Origin of the sequence: Streptomyces swartbergensis (assembly GCF_002148965.1) — a bacterium.
GTDB classification, from domain to species: domain Bacteria; phylum Actinomycetota; class Actinomycetes; order Streptomycetales; family Streptomycetaceae; genus Streptomyces; species Streptomyces swartbergensis.
The window spans coordinates 1-11,269 of record NZ_NGFN01000278.1 but is presented as its reverse complement, the minus strand read 5'-3'; the positions used below and the strand labels follow the sequence as shown (position 1 = coordinate 11,269).

Here is an 11,269-nt window from a genome sequence, read left to right as displayed (position 1 = left end):
ACGGTCGAGCGTGGCCGCGGTTACGTCTCCGCCGTGCAGAACAAGCAGGTCGGCCAGGAGATCGGCCGGATCCCGGTCGACTCGATCTACTCGCCGGTGCTCAAGGTCACGTACAAGGTCGAGGCCACGCGTGTCGAGCAGCGCACCGACTTCGACAAGCTGATCGTCGACGTCGAGACCAAGCAGGCCATGCGTCCGCGTGACGCCATGGCGTCGGCCGGTAAGACCCTGGTCGAGCTGTTCGGTCTGGCCCGCGAGCTCAACATCGACGCCGAGGGCATCGACATGGGTCCGTCCCCGACGGACGCCGCCCTCGCCGCCGACCTGGTACTGCCGATCGAGGACCTCGACCTCACCGTCCGGTCGTACAACTGCCTCAAGCGCGAGGGCGTCCACTCCGTGGGTGAGCTCGTGGCGCGTTCCGAGGCCGACCTGCTCGACATCCGCAACTTCGGTGCGAAGTCGATCGACGAGGTCAAGGCGAAGCTGGCCGGCATGGGCCTCGCGCTCAAGGACAGTCCGCCCGGGTTCGACCCGGCCGCCGCCGTCGACGCACACGCCCACGGCGCGAACAACGATTCGGACGAAGGGTTCGTGGAGACCGAGCAATACTGAACACCGCGCTGCGCCGACCCTAGAGACTCTGCTCCGTGCAGGTCCGTCTGCCGCAGGGCCAGGAGCGGGGCGAGTTCCTCGACCTCATCCCGCTTGCCCACGGACGGGCCAGGATGAAGGCCGGGCAGTACCTGGCAGACGGTCTGCCGGACCAGCGTCAGGGGGTCCGCCCTGTGCCGTTTCCCCTTGCTACGCGGGTCCGGCCCGTTGATCCACATCATTGGCGGGTAGACGGGTCCGCATGGCTGAAGTCGTACAGGCTGGACTGTGGGGGCTGGTGGCGGGCTCGGCGCTGCTGCTCGGTGCCGCGCTGGGATACGGGCTGCGGGTGCCGCAGAAGGTCATCGCGATCGTCATGGCCTTCGGGGCCGGGGTGCTGATCTCAGCGGTGTCCTTCGAACTGGTCGGGGAGGCGTACGAGCAGGCGGGGCTTGCTCCCGCGGCCGTCGGCACCCTCGTCGGCGCCCTGGCCTACACCGGGGGCAACGTGTGGCTGGCCCGCCGGGGCGCGCGCCACCGCAAGCGCTCCGGCCGCGATCAGGCGGAGGCACAGCCGTCGGAGGCCGAGCAGGGCGGGTCCGGGACGGCGCTCGCGCTCGGCGCCCTGCTCGACGGTGTGCCGGAGTCCGCAGTTATCGGCGTCAGCCTGCTCCACGGCGGCGCCGTCAGCCTCGTGACCGTGGCTGCGGTGTTCATCAGCAACGTTCCCGAGGGGCTGTCCAGTTCGGCGGGGATGAAGAAGGCCGGCCGGACCAAGGGGTACGTCTTCGGCGTCTGGGCGGCGATCGCCGCGGCCAGCACGGTGTCGGCCGTCCTCGGTTACACGGTGGTCGGTTCCTTCTCCCCCACCGTGATCGCGGCGGTGACCGCAGTGGCGGCCGGGGCGATCCTCGCCATGATCGCCGACACGATGATCCCCGAAGCGTTCGACGACGCCCACCTGGCCATTGGACTGATCACCGTCAGCGGCTTCCTCGTGTCCTTCGCCCTCTCCCACACCTGATCGCTGCGGTTGGCCCATGTCCTGATGGCCGACCCGGAGGGCAACGAGTTCTGCGTCGGGGCAGCCTCTGCGTGGGGGGCGACAGCGACAAGCCCCCCACGCGCCCAGTGCAGGGGTGCAGATCAGCCCCAGGCAGCCACCGGTACGAACGAACTGTCCTGCCGGAACAACTCCGTTCCGTTCGGGCGTTCCACGCGGAGCTGGTAGGCGTAGTGGCGCAGGTAGTAACCGGGGTAGTTGTACGACTCGAAGCGGACGGAGCCCGATGCGGTGCCGGTCCGGAGGATGAACGTGGCGTCCTTGGCGAACGTGCTCGTGCCGTCGTTCGGGTCGAAGCGGGCGCGGAAGTCCCAGTGCCGAAGGTAGTTGCCGGCCGCGTCGCGGAAGGAGTAGCCGCTGCCGTCGGCCAGGCCGGCGACGACCGTGAAGGTGGCTGCCTGCTTCTCGGCGGTGGTGCTGGAGCCGCTGACCACGGGCAGGTTGAGCAGCGAGGACTGCTGCTGCCAGTAGCGGGTCGAGTAGTTGCCGGACCGGAAGGAGCGGGTGGTGTTCCGAGGCAGGCTCGGACCGCCGGAGACCGTCTCCTTGACGACCGTGAAGTGCCGTGCCGTGCCGGAGATCCCGGGCAGCGCGGCCGGTGCCGTCCAGGTGGTGAAGGTGTCGTAGCTGTCGGAGTAGTAGTAGTTGCCGTCGCCGTAGCCGTCGAAGAAGATGCGCCAGCCGCCGTTGTCGAGCCGCACCAGCGCCGGGCCCTCGCGGTAGCTGCCCCAGCCCGCCCAGTCCCCCGTCCTGCGGATCGTGTACGGGCCGGTGAGGTTGGAGGCGGTGGCGTACTCGATGTACTTCGTCGTCTCGTTCTTCGGGAAGGCGTGGTATGTCGAGCCGATCTTCACGATGAACGTGTCGATGTGGTTGGCGCCGATGCCCGCGAGCGCCACCGGTGAACTCCAGGCGGTCAGGGCTGAGTTCGTGGCCCTGAGCAGGTACGGCGTGAAGATCCACTCGTCGTTCGTGGTGGAGCAGGAGACGATGACGTTGACGCTGCCGTCGCTGTCGACGAACCACTCGGGTGCCCAGGCGCGGGAGAGGTTGGCGACGGGGACGGTGTAGTCGTACAGGAACGTCCAGTTGACACGGTCGGAGCTGCGGGCGAAGCCGATGGTCCTGGTCGTGTCCTGCCAGGTGCGCGTGGTGTAGGTGACGTAGTAGTAACCGTCGGTGTGTCTGATGACGCTCGCGTCGCGGATGCGGCCCGCCGGTGGCGTGTACGCGGAGGAGCGCAGCAGCCGGAAGTCGGTGGCGTCGTCCGACTGGTAGACGTTGACCGTGCCGTCGTCGCTGTTGAGGAACGGCACGATCGTGTACCGGGTGGCGGAGCCGTTCGGCGGTGCGGCGGCCAGGGCGCTGCCGAGCAGTCCGGGCGCCTCGCCCAGCAGCAGCGCCGAGGCGGGCAGGGCGGCCATGGCGCGCAGCAGCGTGCGGCGGGACGGGGCGGCGGGGTGTGAGGTCACGGGCGGCTCTCCCTGAGACACAAGGGGTCGATATACCGAACAAAGTTCGGGAACTCGATCAGAAGTGGGGGCTCAGAAAATAAGGGCGGGGCAGGGACGCGTCAATGGTTTGAACAAGCGCTGATGAGCCCAGTGAGGAAGATGTGGCCGTAGGTGGAGTTGCACTCCTGTCGTCGGCGTTCCGCCACCGGCCATCGGACGTTACCGTTCGGTAGAGGAGTCGCTTCCGGAGGTGTCCGTATGACGCTCGACCGAACCGCAGGCCTGGCGGAGACCGCCCGTGCGCTGGCCGCCGGGGACGTGACGTCCCGGGCGCTGGTCGAGCGGACGCTGGCGCGGATCGAGGCGGCGCAGGGCGGCATCAACGCCTTCCGGCTCGTCCGGGCCGAGGCGGCGCTCGCCGAGGCCGAGGCCGCCGACCGGGAGCTGGCCGCGGGCGTGAGCAAGCCGCTGCTGGGCGTGCCCGTGGCGGTGAAGGACGATATGGACGTGGCCGGCGAGCCGACCGCCTTCGGCTGCTGCGGGGAGTTCCCGCCGGTCGCCGAGGACGGCGAGGCGGTACGGCGGCTGCGCGCGGCCGGAGCCGTGATCGTCGGCAAGACCAACACCTGCGAGTTCGGGCAGTGGCCCTTCACCGAGGGGCCGGCCTTCGGCGCGACCCGCAATCCGTGGAGCACGGCCCATACGCCCGGTGGCTCCTCGGGCGGCTCGGCCGCCGCGGTCGCCGCCGGTCTGGTACCCGCGGCGCTCGGCTCGGACGGCGCCGGGTCGGTGCGGATCCCGGCCGCGTGGACCCATCTGGTCGGCATCAAGCCGCAGCGCGGCCGCGTCTCCACCTGGCCGCGCGGCGAGTCCTTCCAGGGCATCACCGTCAACGGCACCCTGGCCCGTACGGTCGCCGACGCGGCCCTGCTGCTGGACGCGGCGAGCGGCAACCACGCGCAGGACCCGCACAAGCCCCCGGCCGTGGACGCCTCGGCTGCCGTCGGCCGCGATCCCGGGCGGCTGCGCATCGCGCTCGCCCTCAAGCCGCCGTTCACGGCGGTGCCCGCCCGCCTCCTGCCGGAGGTCCGGGCCCGGGTGGTGGAACTCGCCGAACGGCTCGCCGCCTTGGGGCACACGGTCGAGGAGGCGGACCCGCCGTACGGGCAGATCGGGCTGACCTTCGTGCCGCGCGCGACGGCCGGGATCGCCGAGCGGGTGGCCGAGGCGCCCTTCCCGGCGCTGCTGGACCGGCGCACCCGGGGCTCGGCCCGGCTGGGCCGGCTGCTCGGCGGAGCACCGCTGCGGGCGGCCAGGCGGGCGGAGACCGTCCTGCACGGCCGTATCGGCGGGTTCTTCACCTCGTACGACGTCGTCCTCGCGCCCACCACCGCCGCTCCCCCGCCCCGGATCGGCGCCCTGCTGGAACTCAGCGGTTTCGCCACCGACCGGGCGATGATCGCCGCCTGCCCGTACGCCTGGCCGTGGAACGTGCTGGGCTGGCCGGGCGTCAACGTGCCCGCCGGTTTCACGGCGGACGGTCTGCCCGTCGGGGCCCAGTTGCTCGGCCCGGCGAACAGCGAACCGCTTCTGGTGCAGGTGGCCGCGCAGTTGGAGGCGGAGCTGCGCTGGCACGAGAAGTGGCCGGCGCCGCCGGTCACGGAGCGTTCCGCTGCCGCCTGAGCGGCCGTACCGGTCCCGCAGGGCGGATGCCTCGGTGATCGGGCTCCTGGGGGCAGCCTCTAGGGTGCCCCCGTGACCGCGTTTACCGATGAGAACGTCCCGGGCCGCTCCAACCCCTCCGCCACCGTCCAGGCCGATCCGCGCGAGGTGGGCCGGGTGCGCACCGAGTACTCGCCCGCGCACGACGGCGACCCCGACCCCGGCGAGATCGTCTGGACGTGGGTGCCCTTCGAGGAGAACGACGGCCGCGGCAAGGACCGCCCGGTGCTCGTGGTCGCCCGCGAGCCGGCCGGGACGTTCCTCGCCGTGCAGTTGTCCAGCAAGCGGCACGACGGCCATCGCGAGTGGGTGCCGATCGGCAGCGGTCCGTGGGACCGGTCGGGCCGCGACTCGTGGGTCGACGTGGACCGGGTCCTGCGTCTGCACGAGGACGGCATGCGCCGGGAGGCCTGCGCCCTGGACCGCATGCGGTTCAACCTCGTCAGGCACCGGCTGCGGGAGCGCTACGGCTGGAGCTGAAGCCCTCCCGAAGGGGTCCCGCGAGGCCTTCTCAAAGGGGTCCCGCGAGGCCTCCTCAAAGGGGCCCCGCGCCCCTGCAGTACCACGGCCCCACCGTACGGTGCAACGGAGTTTTCGCCGCGGGAGAACACCAGGGAAAACCCCGGGAAACGCCCGGCCGCCCCGGATGACGGCCCCGGAACGCCCCGGTTCGCCCCCTTGTGCCGAGCGACGCGAGGGACTTGGGTGGATGGGTGATCCCGGCCCGGGCCGCCGAAGAGCCCGGACCGGTGGCATGGTGGAATCTCAGGAGGATCCCGACATGTCCGATGCGTCTACCGCACCGGCGGGTGGCTGTACCGAGCCGCACCCCGCCCTGTCCGAAGCCGAGGTCGAGGCCCTGGTCCGCGGCATCTGCTTCAAGACCGGCCCGCCGCGCCGCCTCGGTGTCGAGGTGGAATGGCTCGTCCACGAGCTGCGCGCACCGCAGCTCCCCGTCACACCCGAACGACTCGACGCGGCCTACGCCGCACTACGGCCCCTGTCCCTGAGGTCGGCGCTCACCGTGGAGCCCGGCGGCCAGCTGGAGCTGAGCTCGCCCCCCGCCGACTCGCTGACGGAAGTCATCGCCACCGTCTCCGCCGACCTCGACGCCGTCCGCGCGGTCCTGCGCGAGAACGACCTCACGCTGGTCGGCCTCGGCCACGATCCCTGGCACGAACCCCGCCGGTTCCTGCGCGAACCGCGCTACGACGCCATGGAGACCTGCTTCGACCGCACCGGTCCCTCCGGTCGCGCCATGATGTGCACCTCGGCGTCCGTGCAGGTGTGCGTGGACGCCGGCCACGAGGAGCCGGGGCCCCTCGGCCATGTGCGGCGCTGGTGGCTGGCCCATCATCTGGGCCCGGTCCTGGTCGCCGCGTTCGCCAACTCCCCGCTCGCCGGTCACCGGCCGACCGGCTGGCTGTCCACCCGGCAGCTGGTGTGGACCCGGATCGGCCCCGGCCGGGCGGGCGGACCGCCGCTGGACGCCGACCCGCGCGGCGCCTGGTCCCGGCACGTGCTGGACTCGCCCGTGATGTGCGTACGGCGCGACGGCGGGCCCTGGGACGTCCCGGAGGGCCTCACCTTCCGGGAGTGGACCCGCAGGGGCGTCCCCCGGCCGCCCACGCGTGAGGATCTGGACTACCACGTCACGACGCTGTTCCCGCCGGTCAGGCCGCGTGGCCACCTCGAACTGCGCATGATCGACGCGCAGCCCGGCGACGACGGCTGGATCGTGCCGCTGGCCGTGGTGGCGGCGCTGTTCGACGACCCGGAGGTCACGGAGACCGCCTACCGGGCCGTGAAGCCGCTGGCCGAGCGGACGCTGGGGCTGCCCGCGCCGCACAACCCGCTGTGGCTCGACGCGGCCCGCAGCGGGCTGGCCGACCCCGAGCTGCGCGAGGTGGCCGTCACCTGCTTCACGGCCGCGCTGGACGCCCTGCCCCGGCTCGGCGCCGCGCCCGAGGTGACGGACGCCGTCGCGGCCTACCTGGACCACTACGTCGTCCGGGGCCGCTGCCCCGCCGACGACCTGCTCGACCGACAGCGCGGCACGGACGGTCGCGCCCACGGGAAGGACCTGCGCCCATGACCGACACCAGCCCCGCTGTCGACACCCATACCGCCGACCCGGAGGCACTTCGCGAGCGCGCGGTCGCCTCGCTGGTCGTCGCCCGCGACCGCACCACCCTGCTGACGAGCTGTGTCGAGGACCCCGACCTGACCGCGCAGCACTCGCCGCTGATGTCGCCGCTGGTGTGGGACCTGGCGCACATCGGCAACCAGGAGGAGCAGTGGCTGCTGCGGGCCGTCGCCGGGCACGAGGCGATACGGCCCGAGATCGACGGCCTCTACGACGCGTTCGAGCACCCGCGGGCCGAGCGGCCGAAGCTGCCCCTGCTGTCGCCCGCCGAGGCACGCGCGTACGCGGCCGATGTGCGGGGCCGCGCGCTGGACGTGCTGGAGAAGGCCGCGTTCCACGGGACGCGGCTGACGGAGGCCGGGTTCGCCTTCGGGATGATCGCGCAGCACGAACAGCAGCACGACGAGACCATGCTGATCACCCATCAGCTCCGCCGGGGCCCGCAAGCCCTGACCGCGCCCGACCCGGAGCCGGCGCCGCTGTTCACCGGCCCGTCCGAAGTCCTCGTCCCGGGCGGCCCGTTCACGATGGGCACCTCCGGCGAGCCATGGGCCCTGGACAACGAACGCCCCGCGCACCGCAGGGAGGTTGCGCCGTTTTACATCGACACCGCGCCGGTGACGAACGGCGCGTACCAGGCGTTCATCGATGACGGCGGCTACGACGACCCGCGCTGGTGGACGGTGGACGGCTGGGCCCACATCCGCCGGAACTCCATCTCGGCTCCGCTGTTCTGGCGGCGGGACGGCAGGCAGTGGCTGCGGCGGCGCTTCGGCGTCACCGAGGTCGTACCGCCGGAGGAGCCGGTGCTGCACGTGTGCTGGTACGAGGCCGACGCCTACGCCCGCTGGGCGGGGCGCCGGCTGCCCACGGAGGCCGAGTGGGAGAAGGCGGCCCGGTACGACCCGGCCGGCGACCGCTCCATGCGCTACCCGTGGGGCGACGCCGACCCCGGCCCGGAGCACGCCAACCTCGGCCAGAGGCATCTGCGTCCGGCGCCCGCCGGAAGCTACCCGGCCGGTGAGTCGCCGCTCGGCGTACGGCAGTTGATCGGCGACGTGTGGGAATGGACGGCGAGCGACTTCCTGCCGTATCCGGGGTTCAGGGCGTTCCCGTACAAGGAGTACTCGGAGGTCTTCTTCGGGTCCGACCACAAGGTGCTGCGCGGCGGTTCGTTCGCCGTGGACGCGGTGGCCTGCCGGGGCACGTTCCGCAACTGGGACTACCCGATCCGGCGGCAGATCTTCTCCGGGTTCCGCACGGCCCGCTCGGAGGACGTCTGATGTGCCGTCATGTGGCGTACGTGGGACCGCCGGAGCCGCTCGGCCGGCTGCTCGTGGAGCCCCCACACGGCCTGTACCGGCAGTCCTGGGCGCCCCGGCGGCAGCGGTACGGGACGGTCAACGCCGACGGTTTCGGCGTCGGCTGGTACGCCGAGGGCGATCCGGTGCCGGCCCGCTACCGCCGGGCCGGGCCGGTCTGGGCGGACCTGTCGTTCGCCGATCTCGCCCGCGTCGTACGGTCCACCGCACTGCTCGCCGCGGTACGGGACGCGACGCTGTCGGGCGCGGACGCGGAGGCCGCGGCGGCGCCGTTCGCCGCGGGGACCTGGCTGTTCAGCCACAACGGGGCGGTCAAGGGCTGGCCCGGCTCGCTCGCGCCGATGTCCCGCACCCTGCCGCCGGAAGACCTGCTGTCCCTGGAGGCCCGCAACGACTCGGCGCTCGTGTGGGCCCTGGTCCTGGCCCGGCTGAGGCGCGGCGACGAGCAGGGCCAGGCACTGGCCGACACGGTCCTGGAGGTCGCCGCCGCGGCCCCCGGTTCCCGGCTCAACCTCCTGCTCACCGACGGCGACACCATCACCGCGACCGCCTGGGGCGACACCCTCTGGTACCTCACCCGGCCCGGCGGCGGCGCCGTCGTGGCCTCCGAGCCCTACGACGACGATCCGCACTGGCAGGAGGTGCCCGACCGCACCCTGCTCGCGGCCAGCCGCACGGACGTGCTGCTCACGCCGCTCAAGGAGCCGACCGACGCCTTCGTGCCCGCACTCCCCGAGGAGCCCCGTACGTGAGCCCGTTCCGCCTCACCCGCACGCTGCCCGAGGACGCCACGGACGCCGCCCTGCGCGCCGACGTCCACCGCGGTCTGACCGGCCGTCCCAAGACGCTGCCGCCGAAGTGGTTCTACGACGCGCACGGCAGCGACCTCTTCGAGAAGATCACCGAACTGCCCGAGTACTACCCGACGCGCGCCGAACGGGAGATCCTCGTGGCACGCTCCGGCGAGATCGCCGAGGCGACCCGGGCCCGCACCTTGGTGGAGCTCGGCTCCGGGTCCTCCGAGAAGACGCGGCACCTGCTCGACGCCCTCACCGGGCTGCACACCTACGTCCCGGTCGACGTCAGCGAGAGCGCCCTCACCCAGGCCGGGCAGGCGCTCGCGGACGAGCGGCCCGGGCTGGACGTGCACGCGCTGATCGCCGACTTCACGGCGGAGCTGACGCTGCCGGACACGCCGGGGCCCCGGCTGGTGGCGTTCCTCGGCGGCACGATCGGCAACCTGCTGCCCGCCGAGCGCGCCGCGTTCCTGGCGTCCGTGCGTGCCCTGCTCGCCCCGGGCGACGCCCTGCTGCTGGGCACGGACCTGGTCAAGGACGAGGAGGTGCTGGTCCGGGCGTATGACGACGCGGCCGGGGTGACGGCCGCGTTCAACAAGAATGTGCTCACCGTGATCAACCGTGAGCTCGGCGCCGACTTCGAGCCCGCCGCGTTCGACCACGTGGCCCTGTGGGACGCCGAGCACGAGTGGATCGAGATGCGGCTGCGCTCCCGTACGGCGCAGACGGTGAAGGTGCCGGCGCTCGGCCTCGCCGTCGACTTCGCAGCGGGCGAGGAGCTGCGCACCGAGGTGTCGGCGAAGTTCCGGCAGGAGGGCGTGCGCACCGAACTGTCCGCGGCCGGGCTGGACCTGGCCCACTGGTGGACGGACGAGGCGGGCCGGTTCGCGCTGTCGCTGAGCGTGGCGCGCTGACACCGGCGAGTCCCACGGCGGCGGTGAAGGCGGCGGACGATGTCTCGCGCTTCGCCGCCGCGTGGGGCACGGTGGAGTGACGCGTGACACACCCGTCACTGGAAGAGGAGCAGCGGCATGTCGAACCACACCTACCGGGTCACGGAGATCGTCGGCACCTCCCCCGACGGCGTCGACCAGGCCATCCGCAACGGCATCGGCCGGGCATCGGCGACCCTGCGCAACCTGGACTGGTTCGAGGTGACCCAGGTGCGCGGACAGCTCGAGAACGGGCAGATCGCGCACTGGCAGGTGGGGCTGAAGGTGGGCTTCCGCCTGGAGGAGTCGGAGTAGTCCGAGCAGTCCGGCATCCTCCGAACGGCCGACTCAGCCAGGCAGGGGTGCCGAGGTGGAACGGCCCGGCCGCTCGCCCTCCGGCGGGTAGTCGCAGTCGATGCTGCTCACCTCCCGGTCGCCGTCCTCGGAGTCGACGATCGCCACGCCCGTGCAGGCCCGGCCGTGTTCGTCGGTCCAGGTGACGATCTCGCTCCGGTCGGGCTCCGCGCAGCCGGTGAGCAGCACCGCGCCGACGAGCGCCGCTGCCGCGAACGCGCCCCTGCGACGTCCCTTCATGGCATCCCCCGTATGTCCGCTATCCGCTGTCCGCTGTCCGCTGTCCGCTGTCCGGGCACGAGTGCGCCGGTGCGTCTCGGTTCCTGGGCAAGGAGATACCCACCGGAGGTAAACACTCCGCCAACTCGTGCTCTCAGGTGCGCCCTTCCCGCTCCTGCGCCACCTTCAGCTCGGCGGACCTGGCCGCCCAGTCGGCCCCTACGACGGTGAAGCCCGCCCGCCGGGCGTCCTCGCAGACCAGTTCGTCGTCGTCCACGAGGACGCGGACCTCGCGCGTGCGGGCGAGCCGTTTCAGGATCTCCAGCTTGGTGAACCGGGCGGGCCGGCGATCGGCGTCGCGCCGCATGTACACCCGCCCCTCGGGCAGCTCCTGCGCGGCGAGCCAGTCGAGCGTGTCGCGCCGGCAGCGCTCGGGCCGCCCGGTGAGGTAGACGATCTCGCACTCCCGCGCGCTCTCCTTGACCAGCGCGATGCCCTCCGGGAGCGGCGGGTCCTGCGGCGCCGCCGAGAAGAAGCCGTCCCAGTCCCGCGGCCTGCGCTCCAGGAACCGCTGCCGGTGCGCGGTGTCGGCGAGGGTGTTGTCCAGATCGAACACGGCCAGCGGGGCCTTGCTGCGGTCGTCATTCACGCTGCCCACCCTAGGCC

The 11,269-nt window shown here is 72.3% G+C and carries 12 protein-coding genes; 9 read left to right on the top strand and 3 right to left on the bottom strand.

All coding sequences use genetic code 11. The features are described from left to right. Nucleotides 1–615: DNA-directed RNA polymerase subunit alpha (locus tag CA983_RS32410; RefSeq protein WP_143645606.1), on the top strand; the 615-nt coding region annotated here is incomplete at its 5' end. 241 nt (nt 616–856) lie between these two features. Next, complete coding sequence (locus CA983_RS32405; protein ID WP_086604366.1) at nt 857–1,618, top strand: ZIP family metal transporter; 762 nt, start codon at nt 857–859, stop codon at nt 1,616–1,618. A 122-nt stretch (nt 1,619–1,740) separates the two neighbouring features. Here the strand turns inward: CA983_RS32405 and CA983_RS32400 are convergent, their stop codons facing one another. Continuing rightward, nucleotides 1,741–3,081, bottom strand: coding sequence for a glycoside hydrolase family 43 protein (locus CA983_RS32400; protein WP_425276490.1), 1,341 nt, complete (start codon nt 3,079–3,081; stop codon nt 1,741–1,743). A 288-nt stretch (nt 3,082–3,369) separates the two neighbouring features. On the opposite strand from CA983_RS32400, the gene CA983_RS32395 reads away from it, so the two are divergent. From CA983_RS32395 to CA983_RS32365, 7 genes are all read left to right on the top strand, one after another. Further along, nucleotides 3,370–4,794: an amidase gene (locus tag CA983_RS32395; protein ID WP_086604364.1), complete on the top strand. Its 1,425-nt coding sequence runs from the start codon at nt 3,370–3,372 to the stop codon at nt 4,792–4,794. A 72-nt stretch (nt 4,795–4,866) separates the two neighbouring features. Then, on the top strand, nt 4,867–5,313 hold the full coding sequence (locus CA983_RS32390; RefSeq protein ID WP_086604363.1) for a type II toxin-antitoxin system PemK/MazF family toxin: 447 nt from the start codon (nt 4,867–4,869) through the stop codon (nt 5,311–5,313). Nucleotides 5,314–5,614: 301 nt separating this feature from the next. Continuing rightward, complete coding sequence (gene egtA, locus CA983_RS32385) at nt 5,615–6,928, top strand: ergothioneine biosynthesis glutamate--cysteine ligase EgtA (RefSeq protein ID WP_086604362.1); 1,314 nt, start codon at nt 5,615–5,617, stop codon at nt 6,926–6,928. After that, the gene (gene egtB, locus CA983_RS32380) at nt 6,925–8,262 is read left to right on the top strand and encodes an ergothioneine biosynthesis protein EgtB (RefSeq protein ID WP_086604361.1); all 1,338 of its coding nucleotides are present in this window, start codon (nt 6,925–6,927) and stop codon (nt 8,260–8,262) included. Before egtA ends, egtB begins: the two co-directional genes overlap by 4 nt. Beyond that, on the top strand, nt 8,262–9,053 hold the full coding sequence (egtC, locus tag CA983_RS32375) for an ergothioneine biosynthesis protein EgtC (protein ID WP_086604360.1): 792 nt from the start codon (nt 8,262–8,264) through the stop codon (nt 9,051–9,053). Before egtB ends, egtC begins: the two co-directional genes overlap by 1 nt. Then, nucleotides 9,050–10,012: an L-histidine N(alpha)-methyltransferase gene (gene egtD, locus CA983_RS32370; RefSeq protein WP_086604359.1), complete on the top strand. Its 963-nt coding sequence runs from the start codon at nt 9,050–9,052 to the stop codon at nt 10,010–10,012. Before egtC ends, egtD begins: the two co-directional genes overlap by 4 nt. A 117-nt stretch (nt 10,013–10,129) precedes the next feature. Further along, on the top strand, nt 10,130–10,345 hold the full coding sequence (locus CA983_RS32365) for a dodecin (RefSeq protein WP_059418351.1): 216 nt from the start codon (nt 10,130–10,132) through the stop codon (nt 10,343–10,345). 33 nt (nt 10,346–10,378) lie between these two features. Here the strand turns inward: CA983_RS32365 and CA983_RS32360 are convergent, their stop codons facing one another. Then, nucleotides 10,379–10,624 carry a hypothetical protein gene (locus CA983_RS32360; RefSeq protein WP_086604358.1) on the bottom strand — a complete coding sequence of 82 codons (246 nt, stop codon included), beginning with the start codon at nt 10,622–10,624 and terminating at the stop codon, nt 10,379–10,381. A gap of 133 nt (nt 10,625–10,757) precedes the next feature. Further along, complete coding sequence (locus CA983_RS32355) at nt 10,758–11,252, bottom strand: phosphatase domain-containing protein (RefSeq protein WP_086604367.1); 495 nt, start codon at nt 11,250–11,252, stop codon at nt 10,758–10,760. Between the last annotated feature and the right edge of the window lie 17 nt (nt 11,253–11,269).